The organism is Mycobacterium sp. ACS4331, assembly GCF_001667265.1.
Taxonomy (GTDB): Bacteria; Actinomycetota; Actinomycetes; order Mycobacteriales; family Mycobacteriaceae; genus Mycobacterium.
Genome location: NZ_LZHW01000022.1, coordinates 1 through 19,331, shown reverse-complemented (window position 1 = coordinate 19,331; position 19,331 = coordinate 1). Strand labels below are relative to the sequence as shown.

Here is a 19,331-nt window from a genome sequence, read left to right as displayed (position 1 = left end):
ATGGCTCAAGCAACGCAGACTGAGAAGAAGCATCAGCCCGTCGGGCAGAACATCTCTGCCACGCGGCGCACCGCGCGGATCCGTCGGCACGCCCGGCTGCGCAAGAAGGTGCACGGCACCGCCGAGCGTCCCCGCCTGGTGGTCAACCGGTCGTCGCGGCACATCCACGTGCAGCTCGTGAACGACCTGACCGGCACCACGCTGGCCGCCGCGTCCTCGATCGAGGCCGACGTGCGTTCGGTCGAGGGCGACAAGAAGGCCCAGAGTGTGCGGGTCGGTCAGCTGATCGCCGAGCGCGCCAAGGCCGCCGGCATCGACACCGTCGTGTTCGACCGTGGTGGATACACCTACGGCGGCCGGATCGCGGCACTGGCCGACGCCGCCCGTGAGGGAGGGCTGGAGTTCTGATGACTGACTTTTTCAACAACGGAAGGACCGCATGATGGCGGAGCAGACTTCGGGCACCCCGGAGACCGGCGCCCCCACTGCCGGCAGCCGTAATGACGAGCGCGACAACCGCGGCTCGGGCCGCGACGACCGTCGGGGTCGTCGTGACGACCGTGGCGGCCGTGGCCGCGACGACCGTGGCGACAAGAGCAACTACCTCGAGCGCGTGGTCACGATCAATCGCGTGTCCAAGGTGGTCAAGGGCGGTCGCCGGTTCAGCTTCACGGCGCTGGTGATCGTCGGCGACGGCAAGGGCATGGTCGGTGTCGGCTACGGCAAGGCCAAAGAGGTGCCTGCCGCGATCGCCAAGGGCGTCGAAGAGGCTCGTAAGAACTTCTTCCGCGTCCCGCTGATCGGCGGCACGGTGACCCACCCGGTGCAGGGTGAGGCGGCCGCGGGCGTGGTCATGCTGCGTCCGGCCAGCCCCGGTACCGGTGTCATCGCCGGTGGCGCGTGCCGCGCGGTGCTGGAATGCGCCGGCGTGCACGACGTGCTGGCCAAGTCGCTGGGCAGCGACAACGCGATCAACGTGGTGCACGCCACCGTTGCCGCGCTGAAGCTGCTGCAGCGGCCCGAAGAGGTGGCGGCCCGTCGTGGCCTGCCCATCGAGGACGTCGCGCCGGCTTCCATGCTGCGTGCACGTCGCGAGAGCGAGGCGCTGGCCGCGGCCGCAGCGCGTGAAGGAAGCAACTAGTCATGGCTGAACTGAAGATCACCCAGGTGCGCGGCATCATCGGCGCACGCTGGAAGCAGCGGGAGAGCCTGCGTACTCTCGGCTTGCGGAAGATCCGCCAGTCGGTGGTCCGTGAGGACAACGAGCAGACGCGCGGTCTGATCCGCGTCGTTCACCATCTCGTCGAGGTGGAGGAAGTCAAATGAGCGAAGTCATCAAGCTCCACGATCTGAGGCCGGCCCCCGGCTCCAAGAAGGCCAAGACCCGCGTGGGTCGCGGTGAGGGCTCCAAGGGCAAGACCGCTGGTCGCGGCACCAAGGGCACCAAGGCGCGGAAGAACGTGCCGGTGACCTTCGAGGGTGGCCAGATGCCCATCCACATGCGGCTGCCGAAGCTCAAGGGCTTCCGCAACCGGTTCCGCACCGAGTACGCCGTCGTCAACGTGGGCGACCTGAACAAGGCGTTCCCCGAGGGCGGCACGGTGGGTGTCGACGAACTGGTGGCCAAGGGCCTGGTTCGCAAGAACACCCTGGTGAAGGTGCTGGGCGACGGCAAGCTGACCACCAAGGTCGACGTGTCGGCGCACAAGTTCAGCGGCTCCGCCCGCGAGGCCATCACGGCCGCCGGCGGCAGCGCCACCGAACTGGCCTAGAACACGCTCTGTCAGCCCCCGCACCCTCGTGGTGTCGGGGGCTGACTGCGTTCCAGGGGCAGGGACCGGGGACCGCGGGCAGGTCGCAACCACGATGCGATGTAACGCTTCCGGTCGAGATTTCGGTGTACACCCGTAGAGCCGCACTCGCACGGCGGAACTCCGGGCGACGTGGTTAGACTGCCTATCGAGAAATCCAAGGAGGAGCCATGTTTCGCCGCCGACGCACCGCAGCCGCGCTGGCGGCCGTGGTGATGGCCGCCGGGGTTGTGGCGGCGGGGCCTGCCGCGGCCGACACCCAGGACGAGCAGTTCGCCGCCGCCGTGAAGTCACTCAACATCCCGTTCGGCCCGAATGTGGACGTGCCCGAGGTCGGGCGCGGTGTCTGCGACCTGCTCGACAAGGGTCTGGCCAGCAACGTCAATCCCGTGCCGACCGTGCGCGGCGTGATCACCACCCTGCGCAACAGCGGCCTCGAGCGTGGCCAGGCAGTCGGCCTGATGCGTGCCTCGGTCGTGGTCTACTGCCCCCAGCACGGGTCGGTCATCGGCCGCTGAGTCAACTCTGCGGGCGGGCGCCCAGCACATCGCGGAACAACACCTGGCGCAGTGCCAGTTCGCGAGGATCGCTGACGAGGTGGAAACCGAGTCGGTTCATCACGTATCCGTAGCCGATTCCGGTGTCGGGGTCGGCGAACCCGAATGACCCGCCGAGTCCGGGCGTGCCGAATGCGCGATCCGAGGAGCCGAACACCAGCGCCGAATTGGGCCTGCTGAATCCCAGCGAGTACGCGGTGTGGATGCCCAGCACCTTGTCGCGGGTGCCTCCCGACGGCGGCTGCGGCGGTTCCTGCAGGGCCGCCAGCGTGTCGACGCTGATGCCGGCCTGATGTCCGCCCGTGGCCGCGGTGCCGTACAGGCGTGCGACGGCGCGTGCGGTGCCGGTGCCGTTGACCGAGGGGATCTCGACGCCGCGGACGTCGTCGCGGTTGTAGTCGCTGCGGTAGGGGTTGACCCCGGCCGGTATGCCCGCCGTGCGGGCGAAGAGCCCGAACGGGTTCATCGAGTTCAGCAGTGTGGCCGCGGGCAGGCTGCGGGCGTTGAGCAGCGCCTCGCTGCGCGGCCAGCCGTGGATGAAGGCGATGCGGTCGCGGTCGACGTCGCTGCCGAGCCCGATGTGGTAATCCACGCCGAGGGGCGCGGCGACCTCGTCGGCGAAGTAGCGGCCCAGGGTCCGGCCCTGCGGATCGGTGCGGCGAATCAGTTCTGACTCAAACCATCCCAGCGTCACGGCGTGGTACCCGTGCCGGGTGCCCGGAGTCCAGGCCGGGCGCTGCGCCGCCAGGATGGGTTCGAGGCGTTCGGGATCGGCGACGTCGGCGAGGGTGGGTACGGGTCGCAGGGCGCACAGCCCGGCCTGATGTGCCAGCAGCTGGCGCACCGTCGTGGTGTCCTTGCCGTTGCGGCCGAACGCGGGCCAGTATCGGCTCATCGGTGCGTCGTACTCGAGCAGCCCGTGTGAGACCGCGTGCGCCATCGTCAGCGCCGCAATCCCTTTCGTCGTCGAGAAGGTGTTCACCATGGTGTCCGGGCGCCACCGCGACTTCGCCACGCCGTCGCGGTATCCGCCCCACAGGTCGACGACCTTGGCCCCGTCGCGGTAGACCGTCAACGCGGCGCCCACTTCTCGGCCCGCGGCGAAATTCGCGCGGAAGGCATCGGCCACCCGGCCGTACCCCTCGTCGGCGTCCCCGCCGATCAGCTCCGGTGAGACCTGCACCGTGAACCCCATGGTCACCTCCTGAGCCGGGATTATGTCCCGTGGCGGCGATGCGCAGCGTCGGTACGCTCGAATTCATGTTCTCCTTCCTGCCCGGCGTGCCCGGTCCCGACGACGTCCGCGCCCTGGTGCGCCGGGTCGACACCGCCCGTCATCACGGTGTGCCCGACAAGTGCGTCCTGGAACTGGACCTCCAGCACGCGCCGCCGGAGACCCTGGGCTTCGACCCGTTGGCGATGCTCTCGGCGATCACCGGGGCGGATCGGCCGCTGACCCTGCGCGAGACCGTCGCCGCGATCCACCGTGCCGCCGACGACGATCGGGTGGCCGGGTTGATCGCCCGTGTGCAGATGACCGCCGCACCGCCCGGGGCGGTCCAGGAGCTGCGGGAGGCCATCATCGAGTTCACCGCCAAGAAGCCCTCGCTGGCGTGGGCGGAGACGTACCCCGGCACGCTGTCCTACCACCTGGCTTCGGCCTTCGGTGAGGTGTGGATGCAACCGTCGGGCACCGTCGGACTGATCGGCTTCGCGACCAGTCCGCTGTTCCTTCGTGACGCGTTCGACAAGGCCGGCATCGAGGCGCAGTTCATCGCGCGCGGCGAATACAAGTCGGCGGCCAACATCTTCACCGAGGACGGCTACACCGAGGCGCACCGCGAAGCCGACGCGCGGATGGTCGAGAGCCTGGCCGCCCAGGTGTGGGAGGCCGTGGCGGCGGCACGCGGACTGGACGTCGCCACGGTGAATGCGCTGGCCGACCGGGCTCCGCTGCTGCGGGACGACGCGGTGGCCGCGGGCCTGGTCGACCGGATCGGCTTCCGGGACGAGGCCTACGCGCGAATCGCCGAACTGGTTGGAGCCGAAGGGGTTCCGCCGGACGGCGAGGACGCGCCGCCGCGGCTCTACCTCGCCCGGTACGCCAGGACCGGTCGACCCGAGCTGCCGAAGGTCCCGGTGCCGGGTCGGCGGAGTCCGGCTGCGGTGGCGGTGGTGACGGTGGCCGGGCAGATCGTGAGCGGTCGCGGTGGCCGCCAGATGTTTCCGATCGGCAGCGCCAGTGCCGGCGGTGACACGATTGCCGCGGCCCTGCGCGAGGCGGTCGCCGACGACCGAATCGCCGCCATCGTCCTGCGAGTCGACAGCCCCGGCGGTTCGGTGAGCGGGTCCGAGACCATCTGGCGTGAGGTGGTCCGCGCCCGCGAGGCGGGCAAGCCCGTGGTGGCGTCGATGGGATCGGTGGCCGCGTCCGGCGGCTACTACGTCTCGATGGCCGCCGACGAGATCGTCGCCAACCCCGGCACGATCACCGGGTCGATCGGGGTGATCACCGGCAAGCTCATCGCGCGAGATCTCAAGGACCGGTTGGGTGTCGGCTTCGATGTCGTGCGGACCAACGACAACGCCGACGCGTGGTCGGTGAACGCCCCGTTCACCGATCAGCAGCGGGAGCGCGTGGAGGCCGAGACGGATCTGCTGTACTCCGACTTCATCGACCGGGTGGCCGAGGGCCGCGGTATGACCGTGGAGTCCGTGCACGAGGTGGCCCGCGGGCGGGTCTGGACGGGCGCCGACGCGCACGAGCACGGTCTGGTCGACGAGCTGGGGGGACTGCGCACCGCGGTCCGCCGGGCCAAGATCCTCGCCGGGCTGGATCCCGACGTGAAGGCCAAAGTCGTCAGCTTCCCAGGTTCATCGGTGCGGGAGATGCTGCGCCCCAAGCCGTCCTCACGACCCGCGGCGTCGCTGTCGGAGGCGGCCGCTGCGGTGGTGGTTCGCGGGCTGGCTGCGGGTGTGGACTCCGCGCAGCGTCAGCTGACCGGGGTGAACGCGCTGTGGCTGGGCGAGCGCCGGTACTGACCGGGGCTAGCCGAACTGCGCGCTGACGTAGACGATCTCGCCGAGCGCGTCGTTGTCGTCGACCGGGGGCAGCGGTCGTCCGGCCCGGGTGAGCAGGTCGTTGCGCGGTGTTCCCGTGACGTGCCAGCCGAGGCTGCCGAGATACTCCATCACGTGGCTGCGCTGCCCGGCGTAGACCAACGAGGACATGTCGAGGTCGAGGCCCTGGGCGCGCAGCGATTCCGACATCTCGCGCGCCTTCTCGGCATCGAAATCCATGATGCCCGGCGCGTATTCGGTGGCGACCGCACTTCCCGGCACGGACTGCGCGGTGATCTGGTCGAACAGCCGATCCTGGGCCTCGGCCGGAAGGTAGATCAGCAGTCCCTCGGCCAGCCATGCGGTCGGGACGCCCGCGTCGAAACCGGCGGCCCGCAGCGCCGACGGCCAGTCGTCGCGCAGGTCGATCGCCACAGTGCGGCGGTCGGCGGTGGGCTGCGCACCGAGGTCGGCCAGGGCGCGGGACTTGAACTCGATCACGTCGGGTTGGTCGATCTCGTAGACCACTGTGCCGTCCGGCCAGTCGAGCCGGTAGGCCCGTGAGTCCAGTCCCGACGCCAGGATGACGAACTGGCGCACGCCGGACTCGGCGGCCGAGGTGCAGCAGTCGTCGAAGAACCTGGTGCGCACGGCCATCGAGTCGATCAGCGCCTGGACACGCTCCGGGGATCCGTTCGGGAACGCGGTCAGGTCCAGGTCGCCGTCGATCATGCGCGTGAAGAACTCGATTCCGACCGCGCGCACCAGGGGAGCGGCGAACGGGTCGTGGATCAGCGCATCGGGTGCGGCACTGGCCAGTGCGCGTGCGGCGGCCACCATCGTGGCGGTGGCCCCCACACTGGAGGCCAGGTCCCAGGAGTCGTCGGGGGTGCGGGTCATGAGCGCTCCAGTGTCGCGGTGAGATAGCCGGAATCGCCGATCATGCCGAGCAGTTCCTCGGCCGGCGGGTTGAAGCCGTTGGCGCGGTAGGCCTCGCGCGTCGTCTCGATCGTGGTGTGCCAGCCGAGGGCGGCCAGATGGTCGGCGGCCGACACGCGTTCGCCGGTGTAGAAGAGTTCGTCGAGCCTGATGTCGCTGCCGTGCCTGCGGCTGCGCTCGGTCAGTGCCTTGGCCCAGTCGCCGTTGAGTGCGCGCGCATCCATGTGCTCGGTGGCCAGCCGACTCCCGGGTGCCGACAGTGCCGAGACGGCGTCAAGCAGCCGGTCCTGAGCGTCGGGCGGCAGGTAGATGAGCAGTCCCTCGGCGATCCACGCGGTCGGGCGGTCCGGGTCGAAACCCGCCTCGCGCAACGCCCTCGGCCAGTCGTGGCGCAGGTCGACGCCCACGGTGCGGCGCTCGGCGGCCGGCGTGGCTCCGGCGTCGTCGAGAACGCGGGTCTTGAAGTCGATGACGGGTGGCTGGTCGATCTCGAAGACCACCGTGCCCGCGGGCCACGGCAGTCGGTAGGCGCGGGTGTCCAGTCCCGAGGCCAGAATCACCACCTGCCGAATGCCGGGTCCGTCGTCGGCCTGCGTCGCACTGGTGAGGAAGTCGTCGAAGAACCGGGTGCGCACCGCGATCTGCTCGCACATCGTCCGGCCGTCGAACAGCGGATCGCTGTCGAAGTCGATGTCACCGTCGGCGACGCGGGTGAAATGCGGAATGCCGACGGCCTTGACCAGCACCTGCGCGTAGGGATCGGTGATCAGCGGCTCGGGCTGCCGGGTGGCGAACGCGCGGGAGGCCGCCACCGACGTCGCGGTGGCACCCACGCTGGAGGCCAAGTCCCAGGTGTCGTCGTCGGTGCGGGCCATCACCTCTCCTGGTCGCGGATCGCGGTCACTGCCACCGAGTTGCGCAGTGGGGCCATGAGCTCGTCGGTGGAGAACTGTTTTCCGTAGTCGCGGTAGACGTCGGCACGATCACGGGTGCGCACCTGCCAACCTCGCTCCCGAAGGTAGTCCACGACGTTGCTGCGCTCCCCGGGGTACATCAGGTTGCCCAGGTCGAGGTCGAAGCCGTCGGCCTGCCAGGCCCCGGTGAGCCCCTGCGTGCGTTCGGCCAGGCTCGCGCCGAAGTCACCGCCGTGGAACTCGGTGGCGATGCGACTGCCGGCTGCCGACAATGCGGTGATGTCGTCGAACAGCCGGTCCTGGGCGTCCGGCGGCAGGTACATCAGCAGACCCTCGGCGCTGAACGCCGCGGCTGCGCTGGCGTCGAACCCGCTGTCACACAGGGCCGCCGGCCAGTCGTCGCGCAGGTCGACCGCCACCGCACGGTGCGCGGCGGCAGGCGTGGCGCCCAACTCGGACATGGCGGCGGCCTTGGCCGCCAGGACCTGCGGTTGGTCGATCTCGTACACGACGGTGCCGGGGGCCCAGTCCAACCGGTACGGCCGCGAGTCCAGTCCGGAGGCCAGGATGACGGCCTGCCGGACCTGCGGGCCGTCCCCGGCCCAACCGGCGCCGAGGAAGAAGTCGTCGAAGAAACGCGTGCGCACCGCCATGGCGTCGACCATGAGCCGCACCGCCGCGGCACTGCGCTCGTCTCCGAAGTCCAGGGTGCCGTCGACGAGTCTGGTGAAGAAGTCGATGCCGACCGCGCGCACCAGATCGGCGGCGTACGGATCGTCGATGAGCGGATCGGGATCCGCGGACGCCAGGGCGCGCGCCGCGGCGACCATCGTGGCCGTGGCGCCCACACTCGACGCCAGATCCCAACTGTCGGCGTCGGACCGCGACACCGGGCTCACCGTGCTCTCACCGGGCGGCGCTGACGTAGGTGATCTCGCCGAAGGGCTCGTCGGGTTCCAGCGGGGCCAATCCGTACCGGGGCAGCAGGTCCTTGGCCTTGGTGGCAGTGGTGGCCCACCCGTGGGTCCGCAGATACTCCGAGACCTCGGCTCGCTCGCCGAGGAACACCAACTCCGAGAAGTCGATGTCGAAGCCGTGTTCGCGCCAGCGATCGGTCGAGGCCTTCATCCGATCCTGAGTCTCGTCGTCGTCACCGGAATGACTGGGGACGCTCTCGGCGGCGAAGCGACTCCCCGGCGCGCTGAGCGCGGTGATCTGATCCAGCAGCCGGTCCTGGGCGTCCGGAGGCAGGTAGCCCAGCAGTCCCTCGGCGATCCAGGCGGTCGGGGCGCTGGTGTCGAACCCCGCCTCCCGCAGGGCCGTGGGCCAGTCGGCGCGCAGGTCCACGGCGACGGGCCGCAGCTGGGCGGTCGGTGCGGCGTTCAGTCCCGTCAGCGTCTCGGTCTTGAAGGCGATGACTTCGGGCTGGTCGATCTCGAAGACCACGGTCCCCGCGGGCCACGCGAGGCGGAAACTGCGGGCGTCCAGGCCCGAGGCCAGGATCACGGCCTGGCGAATGCCCGCCTGCCCGGCGTCGATGAAGAAGTCGTCGAAGAAGCGGGTGCGGGCGGCCATCGCATCGGCGAATCGGCGCATGCCGGCCGGTGACTCCTCGGTGTCGAGGTCGGCGGGAGCGAGTTCACCGCTGGCCAGGCGCGTGAAGAAGTCGACGCCCACGGCACGGACCAGGGGTTCGGCGAACGGATCGTCGATCACCGCATGTTCTCCGCGGCTGGCCACCGCGCGGGCCGCGGCCACCATGGTGGCGGTGGCCCCCACGCTGGAGGCCAGATCCCAGGTGTCGTTCTCAGTGCGTGGCATGTGGGGGAGTCCTTTGAACCGAATATCATTAGGCTGTTTAACGAGCTGATTCGAGCCTACGCCCGCCGAACTGAGGGAATGCTGTGGAACCCGACGCGCGCGGCGCGGTGACACGTGCGCGATGCGGGCCGTACCAAGACCAACTGTTACTCTCGTAGACTGCTGGACGCCGCCGGATTCGGCGCGTCTGAAATGGACAAACCCGTCGCTGGCTTAGCCGGATACAAGTCAGCCCCATCGGCACGCCGTCGGCACCCGTCGGCTGCCCAGGAGGAAGAGTGCTCTCAGCTTTCATCTCGTCGCTGCGGACACCCGACCTGAGGCGCAAGATCCTTTTCACGCTGGGCATCGTGATCCTTTATCGCGCCGGTGCCTCGCTGCCCTCACCCGGTGTCAACTACAGCAATGTCCAGCAGTGCATCGAGCAGGTCAGCGGTGGCGACTCGGGCCAGATCTACTCGCTGATCAACCTCTTTTCGGGCGGCGCTCTGCTCCAGTTGGCGGTCTTCGCGGTCGGCGTCATGCCCTACATCACCGCGAGCATCATCGTTCAGCTGTTGACGGTGGTCATCCCGCGTTTCGAGCAGCTTCGCAAGGAGGGGCAGGCCGGTCAGGCCAAGATGACGCAGTACACGCGTTATCTGTCGATCGCGCTGGCCATCCTGCAGGCCACCTCGATCGTCGCGCTGGCGGCCAACGGCGGCCTGCTGCAGGGCTGCACGCTCGACATCATCCCTGACCAGAGCATCTTCAACCTGGTCGTGATCGTCATCGTCATGACCGCGGGTGCGGCCCTGGTGATGTGGATGGGCGAGCTGGTCACCGAGCGCGGCATCGGCAACGGCATGTCGCTGCTGATCTTCGCCGGCATCGCGGCCCGGATCCCCGCCGAGGGCAAGTCGATCCTCGACGGCCGCGGCGGCATGGTCTTCACGCTCGTGTGTGTCGCGGCGTTCATCATCATCGTCGGCGTGGTCTTCGTCGAGCAGGGCCAGCGCCGGATCCCGGTGCAGTACGCCAAGCGCATGGTCGGTCGGCGCATGTACGGCGGCACCTCGACCTACCTGCCTTTGAAGGTCAATCAGGCCGGCGTCATCCCGGTGATCTTCGCGTCCTCGCTGATCTACATCCCCAACCTGATCACGCAGCTGATCCAGAGCGGGCGGACCGAGGCCAGCAACGGGTGGTGGAACAAGTTCATCGCCGAGCACCTGACCAACCCGGCCGATCCCATCTACATCGCCGTCTACTTCGGTCTGATCATCTTCTTCACGTACTTCTACGTGTCGATCACGTTCAACGCCGACGAGCAGTCCGACAACATGAAGAAGTTCGGCGGCTTCATCCCCGGCATCCGACCCGGCCGGCCCACCGCGGACTACCTGCGGTACGTCCTGAGCCGGATCACCCTGCCGGGATCGATCTACCTCGGTGTCATCGCGGTCCTGCCCAACCTGTTCCTCGAGATGGGCAGCGGCGGCGGCGTCCAGAACCTGCCGTTCGGCGGTACCGCGGTGCTCATCATGATCGGTGTCGGCCTCGACACCGTGAAGCAGATCGAAAGCCAGCTGATGCAGCGCAACTATGAAGGGTTCCTGAAGTGAGAATCGTTTTGCTCGGTCCGCCCGGTGCGGGCAAGGGGACCCAGGCGGTCAAGCTCGCGGAGAAGCTCGGCGTCCCGCAGATCTCGACCGGCGACCTGTTCCGGCACAACATCAGCAACGAGACCGAACTGGGTCTGGAAGCCAAGAAGTACCTGGACGCAGGCAACCTCGTACCCGCGGCGCTGACCAACGCGCTGGTGGACGATCGGCTCGACGACGCGGATGCGGCCAACGGCTTCATCCTCGACGGCTACCCCCGTTCGGTGGAGCAGGCCGAGGCGCTGGCCGAGATGCTGGCCAAGCGTGGCCTGGCGCTCGACGCCGTGCTGGAGTTCCGGGTCCCCGAGGACGAACTGGTGGCTCGGCTCAAGGGCCGCGGTCGCGCCGACGACACCGAGGACGTCATCCGCAACCGGATGCGGGTCTACCGCGATGAGACCGCACCGCTGCTCGATCACTACGGCGACGCCGTCAAGACGGTCGACGCCGTCGGCGCGCTGGACGAGGTCTTCGCGCGCGCCCTCACGGCGCTCGGCATCTAGGCGGTTCTTCATGGTTTCGCTCCCGGGCCTGCGGGGTCGCAAGGTGGTCCCGCAGCGGAGCGCGGCCGAGCTCGACGCCATGGCCGTGGCGGGTGGTCTGGTCGCTGCGGCGCTGAACGCCGTGCGCGGCGCCGCGGCTGCCGGCATGACCACCAAGGACCTCGACGAGATCGCCGAGCAGGTGATCCGCGACGGTGGTGGCACCCCCTCGTTCCTCGGATATCACGGCTTCCCGGCGACCATCTGCTCGTCGGTCAACGACCGCGTCGTCCACGGGATCCCGTCGTCGTCGGAGGTGCTTGCCCCGGGTGACCTGGTGTCGATCGACTGCGGAGCGATCGTCGACGGCTGGCATGGCGACTCCGCGGTCACGTTCGGGATCGGTGAGCTGATCCCGGCCGACGAGGCGCTCTCGGCGGCGACCCGTGACTCGATGGAGGCCGGTATCGCGGCCATGCTGCCCGGCAACCGGCTGACCGACGTCTCGCACGCCATCGAGCGGGGCACACGCGCCGCCGAGGTCAAGTACGGCCGCAGATACGGCATCGTCGAGGGCTACGGCGGGCACGGCATCGGCCGCAGCATGCACATGGATCCGTTCCTGCCCAACGAGGGCCGCCCCGGTCGCGGGCCGTACCTGGAGCCCGGCTCGGTGCTGGCCATCGAACCGATGCTCACACTCGGCACCGTCCACACCGAGGTTCTCGATGACGACTGGACCGTCGTCACCACCGACGGATCGCGGGCCGCGCACTGGGAGCACACCGTCGCGGTCACCGAGGACGGGCCGAGGATCCTCACTTTGCCGCTGGGTTGATCACCTGAGCAGGCGCACACTTGAACCGATAGCTCACCGGTCTCGTTTCACCGGCGAGAGGTTGGTGACACGGTGTATGACCAGGATGATCCCGAGCCTGAGCTCATGCGGGTGCTCTACGACGAGCACGCCGCCGCGCTGTGGCGTTATGCCGTGCACCTGACCGGCGACCGGTCCCGGGCCGAGGACGTCGTGCAGGAGACGCTGCTGCGGGCCTGGCAGCATCCCGAGGTGACCCAGGACGGGGAGCGGTCGGCGCGGGCCTGGTTGTTCACCGTGGCCAGGAACATGATCATCGACGAACGACGCAGCGCCCGATTCCGCCGCGAGGTCACCTCGCTGGAGTCGGCGCCCGAACCGGAGGGTCCCGGTGCCGCGGAGGTGAACGCCGCGCTGGATCGGCTGCTGGTGGGCGATGCGCTCGCGCGGTTGTCCGACGAGCATCGCGCGGTGATCCGGCGGTCCTACTTCCAGGGCTGGACCACGGCGCAGATCGCCGCCGATCTCGACATCGCTGAGGGGACTGTGAAATCGCGACTGCACTACGCGGTGCGGGCGCTTCGCCTGACACTGCAGGAGATGGGGGTGACTCGATGACCGCCGACGCCGGCGCGCACGGGACCGGTGCCGATCCGTACGAACTGTGGGACGCCGCCTACGTCCTGGGTTCGTTGTCGAGTGCGCAACGCCACGAGTACGAACGCCACCTTGCGGTTTGTGGGGGCTGCCGGGACGCGGTGTCGGCCATCAGCGGCATGCCGGCGCTGCTGGCGCTGCTGGATCGCGAGGCGGTGGCCGCGGCCGGCGACTGCGGCACGCTCATGGCGGCCCCAGCGCCTCCCGAACGGCTCCTGGACAACCTGCTGGCGAAGGTGGGGGCGCGCCGGCGTCGGATCCGGCTGGCCACGGCCGCGGTGGCCACAGTCGCGGCCGTCGCGCTGCTGTTGGCGGTGTTCGTGACGCTGCGCTCGGATGTCTTCGGCTCCGGCGACTCCGGGGCCGTCGACACGGCCGAAGCCATGCCGATGACGCCTGTGGTGGCCTCGGAGTTCGAGGCCACGGTCGCGTTGTCGAGCCGAGACTGGGGCACGCACATTCAGCTCGAATGCACCTATCACGACTGGACCGCCGAGTCGAAGGGGCACGACGCCGACGACACCGGTGACACCCTGGCGGTGGTGGCGGTCGGGCGCGACGGCAGCAGGACGCGGTTGGCGACCTGGCGGGCCCTGCCGGCCGCGACGGCGCTGCCGAGTGCCAGCACGTCGATGCCGATGGACCAGATCGCCTCGGTGCAGATCGTCGCGGCCGACACCGGGGACGTGTTGTTGCAGCGCACCCTGTGACATGGGGTATGAATGTGCGGATGGCCGAGACCGCCGAGCCGCCCGATCCGATCGCGCAGGCCCGCTTCAATTGGGAGCGGGCCGGCTGGGGTGATGTCGCCGACGGCATGGTGGCGGTCACCTCGGTCATGCGCGCCCATCAGATCCTGCTGGCCCGGGTCGAGAACGCGCTGCGCCCATACGATCTGAGCTTCTCTCGGTTCGAACTGCTGAGGCTGCTGGCCTTCAGCCGCAACGGCGCGCTGCCGATCACCAAGGCCTCGGACCGCCTTCAGGTGCACGTCACGAGCGTCACGCATGCCATCCGGCGGTTGGAGGCCGGCGGGCTGGTGCGGCGGGTGCCGCATCCGACCGACGGTCGCACCACGCTGGTGGAGATCACAGACCTCGGCCGCTCCACCGTGGAGGACGCGACCGTGACGTTGAACGAGAAGGTGTTCGCCGACATCGGAATCTCGCCCGAGGAGACCGCCGCGCTGTCGGGTTCGATCGAGACGTTGCGCCGGCATGCGGGCGACTTCTGACGACCCGTTCGTGAACTGCGGATGAACGCTTCGCGAACAGGTAGCTGAGCACACTGCCAGATCCTGGTTCTACGGGTGAGTGGCCGGTCACATTATTCGCCAATGGCTGGAAAAAACCCGTTGGTTTGCATAAAGTCCTGTGACGTCACGTTGCTGGCTCCGGCTGCGGTTCCGCAGGGAGCTACGTAGAGGGGTTCGCTAGATGTCTGGGGTTCGTGGGGTGAGACGACCGTTGTTCACGGGTCTGAGGCTGCTCGGCGCGGCCGCGGTGCTCGGGGCACTGCTGGCGCTGTGTCTGCCGTTGCAGCTCGGTGCGGTGGACCGTGGCGGATTCCGGATCGCCTGCGGCACCGGGTGGAACGAGGACACCTCGGCCGCGCAGCGCATGGATGCCCTCAACGCCCAGCAGCGGGCGTTGTCGGGGCCGGCGTTCGTCGCAAGCGACTATGCGGGGGAGTGCGCCACGCTGGTGGCCGACCGTCGCGTCGCGGCGCTGACCGTCGCGGCCGTCGGACTCGTGGTCCTGCTGTCGACGGTCGTCGAACCGGTGGCCGCAGCGGCCAATCGGGTCGGCCGACGCGAAGGCCGACCCGACTGGGTGAGCACCGGGGTGATCCGGTCTAGCCCCGCCTGAGCAGTTCGATGACGGCGCTGAAGTCCAAGTCGGCGTGCTCCTCGTTGAACGCGGCGTAGATCTCTGCGGCATGGGTGCCCAGCGGCGCGGTCGATCCGCTTGACTTCACGGCATCCATCGCCAGGCCCAGGTCCTTGTTCATCAACGCCGTGGCGAAGCCGGGCTTGAAATCGTTGTTGGCCGGTGACGTCGGAACGGGGCCGGGGACAGGGCAGTTGGTGTGCACGGCCCAGCAGTTGCCGGTCGCGCCGGTGATGACATCGAACAGGGACTGTGCGGGCAGGCCGAGCTTCTCGGCGAGGACGAACGCCTCGCCCACCGCGATCTGCTGCACCGCGAGCACCATGTTGTTGCACAGTTTCGCGGCCTGGCCGGCGCCCGAGGCGCCGCAGTGGATGATCTTGCCCGCCATGGGATCCAGGATCGGGCGAGCCCGATCGACGTCGGCGGAGTCGCCGCCGACCATGAACGCCAGCGTGCCCGCCGTCGCGCCCTTGATGCCACCCGAGACGGGCGCGTCGATCTGCGCGAGGCCGGCCGAGGTGGCCTGCTGATGGATCTCGCGGGCGTCGTCGACCGAGATGGTCGACGTGTCGATCAGCAGCGCACCCGACTTGGCCGCGGGCAGGATCTCGGCGTAGACCGACTTGACCACCGCGCCGTTGGGCAGTGAGGTGATCACGACGTCGGCGTCGGCCACGGCGGCCGCGCCGCTGTCGAACACCGACGCGCCGTTGGCGGCGGCCGCGTCCTTGAGCGCGGCCACGGGGTCGAAGCCGTGCACGGCGAGGCCGGCGCCGGTCAGGTTGGCGGCCATCGGGCCGCCCATATGCCCGAGTCCCAGGAAAGCGACAGTGGTCACGATGGATCCCTTCTATGCACTGGCGCGGGCCCGGGCCGCGGCGGCCCGTCCGATGACCACACGCATGATTTCGTTGGTGCCCTCCAGGATTCGGTGCACCCGCAGATCCCGGACGATCTTCTCCAGCCCGTATTCCTTGAGGTATCCGTATCCGCCGTGCAGCTGGAGTGCGGAGTCGGCGACGTCGTAACACGAGTCGGTGACGTAACGCTTGGCCATGGCGCACAGCTCGACCTTGTCGGCCGCCCCGGCATCGAGCGCGGATGCGGCGCGCCACAACATGATCCGGGATGTCTCCAGGGCCGTCGCCATATCGGCGAGGGTGAACCTGATGGTGGGCTCGTCGATCAGCGAACCGCCGAACGCCTCCCTGTCCCGCACGTAGGCCGCGGCCTTCTCGAACGCGGTGCGGGCACCGCCGAGGGAGCAGGCCGCGATGTTGATGCGACCACCGTTGAGCCCGTTCATCGCGATGCCGAAGCCGGTTCCCTCGCCCTCGGGGCCACCCAGCAGGGCGTCGGCAGGAACCCGCACCTTCTCGAAGATGACCTGGGCGGTGGGCTGCGCGTTCCACCCCATCTTGGCCTCGTTGGGTCCGAAACTGAGTCCGGGCGTGTCCTTTTCGACGACGAACGCCGAGATGCCGCGCGGGCCTTCGCCTCCGGTGCGGGCCATCACCACGTAGAGATCGGAGGTCCCGGCACCCGAGATGAACTGCTTGACGCCGTCGAGTACGTAGGAGTCACCGTCGCGGACGGCGCGCGTGCGCAGCGCCGAGGCGTCCGATCCGGCGCCCGGTTCGGTCAGGCAGTAGCTGGCGATGCTCTCCATCGACGCCAGTTTCGGCACCCACTGCTTGCGCTGTTCCAGCGTGCCGTAGGTGTCCACCATCCAGGCGCACATGTTGTGGATGGAGATGAAGGACGCGATGGCCGGATCGGCCGCCGCGAGCTCCTCGAAGATGCGGACCGCGTCCAGGCGACGCAGCCCGCTTCCTCCGACGTCCTCGGAACAGTAGATGGCGCCCATGCCCAGTTCCGCCGCCTCGCGCAGCGCGTCGACCGGGAAGTGCTTCTCGGCATCCCAGTCCAACGCGTGCGGCGCAAGGCGTTTGGCGGCGAACGCGGCCGCCGTCTCGGCGATCACGCGCTCGTCGTCGTCCAGCTCGAACACGATTCCCGACCTACTTCATCGTCGGGATGACGAACTCCGCGCCATCCTTGATGCCCGACGGCCACCGCTCGGTGACGGTCTTGACCTTGGTGTAGAACTGGATCGACGCGGGGCCGTGCTGGTTGAGATCGCCGAAGCCGGACCGCTTCCAGCCGCCGAAGGTGTGGTAGGCCACCGGAACTGGGATCGGGACGTTGACGCCCACCATGCCGACCTGCACCCGTGAGACGAAGTCACGGGCGGTGTCGCCGTCGCGGGTGAAGATCGCCACGCCGTTGCCGTACTCATGCTCGGTGGGCAGGCTCAGGGCCTCCTCGTAGGTCTCCGCCCTGACGATGCACAGCACCGGCCCGAAGATCTCGTCGGTGTAGATCGACATGTCGGTGGTGACGTGGTCGAACAGGGTGGGGCCGATGAAATAGCCGCCCTCGAGACTCTGGTCGTCGAAGGTCAGCTCGTCGGTGGCGCGCTCGCGGCCGTCCACGACGAGGTCGGCACCGGCCTCGACGCCCTGCCCGATGTAGTCCCGGACGCGTTCCAGCGCGGCGCCGGTGACCAGCGGGCCGTAGTCGGCCTTGGGGTCCAGGCTGTGGCCCACCCGCAGCTGGTTCACGCGCTCGACGAGGCGCGCACGCAGGCGGTCCGCAGTCTCCTTGCCCACCGGCACGGCGACGCTGATGGCCATGCAGCGCTCACCGGCGCTGCCGTAGCCGGCGCCGATCAGGGCGTCGACCGCCTGGTCGAGGTCGGCGTCGGGCATGACGATCATGTGGTTCTTGGCGCCGCCGAAGCACTGCGAGCGCTTTCCGTGGGCCGCGGCCGTGGAGTAGATGTACTGCGCGATGTCCGAGCTGCCGACGAAGCCGACGGCCTGGATGTCGGGGTGCGTCAGGATGGCGTCGACGGCCTCCTTGTCGCCCTGGACCACCTGGAACACGCCGGCGGGCAGGCCGGCCTCGAGGAACAACTCGGCCAGCCGCACCGGGACCGAGGGGTCGCGCTCCGAGGGCTTGAGGATGAAGGCGTTACCGCATGCCAGCGCGGGGCCGGCCTTCCACAGCGGGATCATCGCCGGGAAGTTGAACGGCGTGATGCCCGCGACGACGCCCAGCGGCTGGCGGATCGAGTAGACGTCGATGCCGGTGCCGGCGCCCTCGGTGAACTCACCCTTGAGCAGGTGCGGGATGCCGATGGCGAACTCGATGACCTCGATGCCGCGCTGGATGTCGCCCAGCGAGTCGGCGACGGTCTTGCCGTGTTCGATGGAGAGCAGTTCGGCCAGTTCCTGGGAGTTCTGGTTGACCAGGTCGATGAACTTCATCATCACGCGGGCGCGACGCTGAGGGTTCCAGGCGGCCCACTCCTTCTGCGCCTCGACGGCCGAGGCCACTGCGGTGTCGACGTCGGCGGCCGACGCCAGCAGCACCTGTGCCTGCACCTCACCGGTGCTGGGGTTGAACACGTCGGCGGTGCGCGTCGAGGCGAGCGCGCTGCGGCGACCGTCGATGAAATGCGGAATCTGTGTGGTCATGAGAAGTCCCAGGGAAGTCGGTGACGGAGGAGATACTTGGATATCCTAGTAAATCGGTTCGGGCCGATGCAAGAGTCCGATCGCGGCAACGTCGTGCGGTGGCGCGCCAGCCCAATAAGCTGAACGTCGATGGCATTCAGCGAAGGCACCCTGGTGTCGGGGTATCGCATCCTGCGGGTTCTCGGCGCCGGCGGAATGGGCACGGTCTACCTGGCCGCCAACCCGGTGCTGCCACGCCAGGACGCGCTCAAGGTGCTCGGCGGCGAGCTGTCCAGCGACCCCGCCTTCCGCACCCGTTTCCAGCGCGAGGCCGACCTGGCCGCCACGCTGGACCACCCGAACATCGTCACCGTCTACACCCGCGGTGAGAGCGACGACGGCCACCTGTGGATCGCCATGCAGTACGTCGCGGGCAGCGACGCGCTCAAGGAACTGCAGGAGAACCGCATGACGGTGACCCGGGCCGTGGCGATCATCGGCGACGTGGCCAAGGCCCTCGACTACGCGCACCGGCGCAACCTGGTGCACCGCGACGTCAAACCCGCCAACTTCCTGCTCGACCCCGACGGTGAGCGCGCGCTGCTCGCCGACTTCGGCATCGCCCGCGCGCTCGATGACAGCGAGAACCTGACGATGACCGGGACGGTCATGGCGACCGTCGCCTACGCCGCGCCCGAGTCGCTGTCAGGCGGTCGCATCGACGGCCGCGCCGACATCTACGCCCTGGCGTGCTCGCTGTTCATGCTGCTGGCGGGAAAGACGCCGTACGCCTCGGCCGGCGGCATGCACGCCGTGATGGCCGCGCACCTCTATCAGCCCATCCCGAGGCTGACCGACCACGTGCCACATCTGCCACCCGCGATCGACGCGGTCTTCGCCCGGGGAATGGCGAAGAACCCCGACGAGCGCTTCCAGACCGCCCGCGAGTTCACCGATGCGGTCGCGGCAGTGCTGCAGGGCGGGGCGGCGGCGATGGGCTCGGGGCCGGGTCCCGGGTCAGGGACCGTGCCACCCCCGGTCGCGCCCACGGCGCCCTGGAACACCCCACCACCGCCTCCCGGCCCACCCCCGGCCCCGGGGCCCGCGCCCCCCGCCCCGCGCCCGCGCGGGGGGGGGGGGGGCCCCCCCCCCGGGGGGGGGGGGGGCGGGGGGGGGGGCCCCCCCCGGCGGGGGGCGGGCCGGGCGGGGGGGGGGGG

The 19,331-nt window shown here is 69.2% G+C and carries 22 protein-coding genes; 14 read left to right on the top strand and 8 right to left on the bottom strand.

Annotation, left to right across the window (positions count from 1 at the left end; genetic code table 11):
- From rplR to A5727_RS06350, 5 genes are all read left to right on the top strand, one after another.
- Window positions 1–408, top strand: a complete 408-nt coding sequence (gene rplR / locus A5727_RS06370) for a 50S ribosomal protein L18 (RefSeq protein ID WP_068246335.1) — start codon at window positions 1–3, stop codon at window positions 406–408.
- A 34-nt stretch (window positions 409–442) separates the two neighbouring features.
- Window positions 443–1,141: a 30S ribosomal protein S5 gene (rpsE, locus tag A5727_RS06365; protein WP_157521250.1), complete on the top strand. Its 699-nt coding sequence runs from the start codon at window positions 443–445 to the stop codon at window positions 1,139–1,141.
- 2 nt (window positions 1,142–1,143) lie between these two features.
- Window positions 1,144–1,326 (top strand): 50S ribosomal protein L30, encoded by a 183-nt coding sequence (gene rpmD, locus A5727_RS06360; RefSeq protein ID WP_068246330.1) that lies wholly within the window; start codon window positions 1,144–1,146, stop codon window positions 1,324–1,326.
- The gene (gene rplO / locus A5727_RS06355) at window positions 1,323–1,772 is read left to right on the top strand and encodes a 50S ribosomal protein L15 (protein WP_068246328.1); all 450 of its coding nucleotides are present in this window, start codon (window positions 1,323–1,325) and stop codon (window positions 1,770–1,772) included. Before rpmD ends, rplO begins: the two co-directional genes overlap by 4 nt.
- Window positions 1,773–1,981: 209 nt before the next feature.
- Window positions 1,982–2,329, top strand: a complete 348-nt coding sequence (locus tag A5727_RS06350) for a DUF732 domain-containing protein (protein WP_068246323.1) — start codon at window positions 1,982–1,984, stop codon at window positions 2,327–2,329.
- Between the two features lies 1 nt (window position 2,330).
- On the opposite strand, the gene A5727_RS06345 is transcribed toward A5727_RS06350, so the two are convergent.
- Window positions 2,331–3,563 (bottom strand): serine hydrolase domain-containing protein, encoded by a 1,233-nt coding sequence (locus tag A5727_RS06345; RefSeq protein WP_068246461.1) that lies wholly within the window; start codon window positions 3,561–3,563, stop codon window positions 2,331–2,333.
- 65 nt (window positions 3,564–3,628) lie between these two features.
- Between A5727_RS06345 and sppA the strand changes: the two genes are divergently transcribed.
- On the top strand, window positions 3,629–5,410 hold the full coding sequence (gene sppA, locus A5727_RS06340; protein ID WP_068246457.1) for a signal peptide peptidase SppA: 1,782 nt from the start codon (window positions 3,629–3,631) through the stop codon (window positions 5,408–5,410).
- A gap of 6 nt (window positions 5,411–5,416) precedes the next feature.
- Here sppA and A5727_RS06335 read toward each other — a convergent pair whose 3' ends face one another.
- The 4 genes from A5727_RS06335 to A5727_RS06320 are packed head-to-tail and all read right to left on the bottom strand — an operon-like array spanning window position 5,417 to window position 9,102.
- On the bottom strand, window positions 5,417–6,328 hold the full coding sequence (locus A5727_RS06335) for a class I SAM-dependent methyltransferase (RefSeq protein ID WP_068246321.1): 912 nt from the start codon (window positions 6,326–6,328) through the stop codon (window positions 5,417–5,419).
- Complete coding sequence (locus tag A5727_RS06330; protein ID WP_068246316.1) at window positions 6,325–7,242, bottom strand: class I SAM-dependent methyltransferase; 918 nt, start codon at window positions 7,240–7,242, stop codon at window positions 6,325–6,327. The genes A5727_RS06335 and A5727_RS06330 overlap by 4 nt, the downstream gene beginning before the upstream one ends.
- Window positions 7,242–8,171, bottom strand: a complete 930-nt coding sequence (locus A5727_RS06325; RefSeq protein WP_068246454.1) for an SAM-dependent methyltransferase — start codon at window positions 8,169–8,171, stop codon at window positions 7,242–7,244. The genes A5727_RS06330 and A5727_RS06325 overlap by 1 nt, the downstream gene beginning before the upstream one ends.
- Before the next feature lie 16 nt (window positions 8,172–8,187).
- Complete coding sequence (locus tag A5727_RS06320; protein ID WP_068246314.1) at window positions 8,188–9,102, bottom strand: class I SAM-dependent methyltransferase; 915 nt, start codon at window positions 9,100–9,102, stop codon at window positions 8,188–8,190.
- Window positions 9,103–9,380: 278 nt separating this feature from the next.
- Between A5727_RS06320 and secY the strand changes: the two genes are divergently transcribed.
- The 7 genes from secY (at window position 9,381) to A5727_RS06285 (ending at window position 14,569) form a co-directional block, all read left to right on the top strand.
- Entirely contained in the window at window positions 9,381–10,706 is a 1,326-nt protein-coding gene (gene secY, locus A5727_RS06315; RefSeq protein ID WP_068246312.1) for a preprotein translocase subunit SecY, read from the top strand.
- Window positions 10,703–11,248: an adenylate kinase gene (locus A5727_RS06310; protein ID WP_068246310.1), complete on the top strand. Its 546-nt coding sequence runs from the start codon at window positions 10,703–10,705 to the stop codon at window positions 11,246–11,248. Before secY ends, A5727_RS06310 begins: the two co-directional genes overlap by 4 nt.
- A 10-nt stretch (window positions 11,249–11,258) precedes the next feature.
- Window positions 11,259–12,065 (top strand): type I methionyl aminopeptidase, encoded by an 807-nt coding sequence (map, locus tag A5727_RS06305; protein ID WP_068246307.1) that lies wholly within the window; start codon window positions 11,259–11,261, stop codon window positions 12,063–12,065.
- A 105-nt stretch (window positions 12,066–12,170) separates the two neighbouring features.
- On the top strand, window positions 12,171–12,662 hold the full coding sequence (locus A5727_RS06300; protein WP_068246451.1) for a sigma-70 family RNA polymerase sigma factor: 492 nt from the start codon (window positions 12,171–12,173) through the stop codon (window positions 12,660–12,662).
- Window positions 12,659–13,411 (top strand): anti-sigma factor family protein, encoded by a 753-nt coding sequence (locus A5727_RS06295; protein WP_068246304.1) that lies wholly within the window; start codon window positions 12,659–12,661, stop codon window positions 13,409–13,411. Before A5727_RS06300 ends, A5727_RS06295 begins: the two co-directional genes overlap by 4 nt.
- A gap of 20 nt (window positions 13,412–13,431) precedes the next feature.
- Complete coding sequence (locus A5727_RS06290; RefSeq protein WP_068246448.1) at window positions 13,432–13,935, top strand: MarR family winged helix-turn-helix transcriptional regulator; 504 nt, start codon at window positions 13,432–13,434, stop codon at window positions 13,933–13,935.
- A gap of 220 nt (window positions 13,936–14,155) precedes the next feature.
- Complete coding sequence (locus A5727_RS06285; RefSeq protein WP_157521249.1) at window positions 14,156–14,569, top strand: hypothetical protein; 414 nt, start codon at window positions 14,156–14,158, stop codon at window positions 14,567–14,569.
- Here A5727_RS06285 and mmsB read toward each other — a convergent pair.
- From mmsB to A5727_RS06270, 3 genes are read right to left on the bottom strand one after another with little or no spacing between them, the layout of a single operon-like run.
- Window positions 14,556–15,431: a 3-hydroxyisobutyrate dehydrogenase gene (mmsB, locus tag A5727_RS06280; protein ID WP_068246298.1), complete on the bottom strand. Its 876-nt coding sequence runs from the start codon at window positions 15,429–15,431 to the stop codon at window positions 14,556–14,558. The two genes, A5727_RS06285 and mmsB, sit on opposite strands and share 14 nt — an antisense overlap.
- Before the next feature lie 12 nt (window positions 15,432–15,443).
- Window positions 15,444–16,604 carry an acyl-CoA dehydrogenase family protein gene (locus tag A5727_RS06275; protein WP_068246296.1) on the bottom strand — a complete coding sequence of 387 codons (1,161 nt, stop codon included), beginning with the start codon at window positions 16,602–16,604 and terminating at the stop codon, window positions 15,444–15,446.
- A gap of 10 nt (window positions 16,605–16,614) precedes the next feature.
- Window positions 16,615–18,135, bottom strand: coding sequence for a CoA-acylating methylmalonate-semialdehyde dehydrogenase (locus A5727_RS06270; protein ID WP_068246292.1), 1,521 nt, complete (start codon window positions 18,133–18,135; stop codon window positions 16,615–16,617).
- A gap of 129 nt (window positions 18,136–18,264) precedes the next feature.
- Between A5727_RS06270 and A5727_RS06265 the strand changes: the two genes are divergently transcribed.
- Window positions 18,265–19,331: serine/threonine-protein kinase (locus tag A5727_RS06265; protein WP_157521248.1), on the top strand; the 1,067-nt coding region annotated here is incomplete at its 3' end.

Coding starts and splice junctions, on each gene's coding strand:
- rplR (WP_068246335.1), top strand. CDS start 1: ATGGCTCAAGCAACGCAGACTGAGAAGAAGCATCAGCCCGTCGGGCAG.
- rpsE (WP_157521250.1), top strand. CDS start 443: ATGGCGGAGCAGACTTCGGGCACCCCGGAGACCGGCGCCCCCACTGCC.
- rpmD (WP_068246330.1), top strand. CDS start 1,144: ATGGCTGAACTGAAGATCACCCAGGTGCGCGGCATCATCGGCGCACGC.
- rplO (WP_068246328.1), top strand. CDS start 1,323: ATGAGCGAAGTCATCAAGCTCCACGATCTGAGGCCGGCCCCCGGCTCC.
- A5727_RS06350 (WP_068246323.1), top strand. CDS start 1,982: ATGTTTCGCCGCCGACGCACCGCAGCCGCGCTGGCGGCCGTGGTGATG.
- A5727_RS06345 (WP_068246461.1), bottom strand. CDS start 3,563: ATGGGGTTCACGGTGCAGGTCTCACCGGAGCTGATCGGCGGGGACGCC.
- sppA (WP_068246457.1), top strand. CDS start 3,629: ATGTTCTCCTTCCTGCCCGGCGTGCCCGGTCCCGACGACGTCCGCGCC.
- A5727_RS06335 (WP_068246321.1), bottom strand. CDS start 6,328: ATGACCCGCACCCCCGACGACTCCTGGGACCTGGCCTCCAGTGTGGGG.
- A5727_RS06330 (WP_068246316.1), bottom strand. CDS start 7,242: ATGGCCCGCACCGACGACGACACCTGGGACTTGGCCTCCAGCGTGGGT.
- A5727_RS06320 (WP_068246314.1), bottom strand. CDS start 9,102: ATGCCACGCACTGAGAACGACACCTGGGATCTGGCCTCCAGCGTGGGG.
- map (WP_068246307.1), top strand. CDS start 11,259: ATGGTTTCGCTCCCGGGCCTGCGGGGTCGCAAGGTGGTCCCGCAGCGG.
- A5727_RS06300 (WP_068246451.1), top strand. CDS start 12,171: ATGCGGGTGCTCTACGACGAGCACGCCGCCGCGCTGTGGCGTTATGCC.
- A5727_RS06295 (WP_068246304.1), top strand. CDS start 12,659: ATGACCGCCGACGCCGGCGCGCACGGGACCGGTGCCGATCCGTACGAA.
- A5727_RS06290 (WP_068246448.1), top strand. CDS start 13,432: ATGGCCGAGACCGCCGAGCCGCCCGATCCGATCGCGCAGGCCCGCTTC.
- A5727_RS06270 (WP_068246292.1), bottom strand. CDS start 18,135: ATGACCACACAGATTCCGCATTTCATCGACGGTCGCCGCAGCGCGCTC.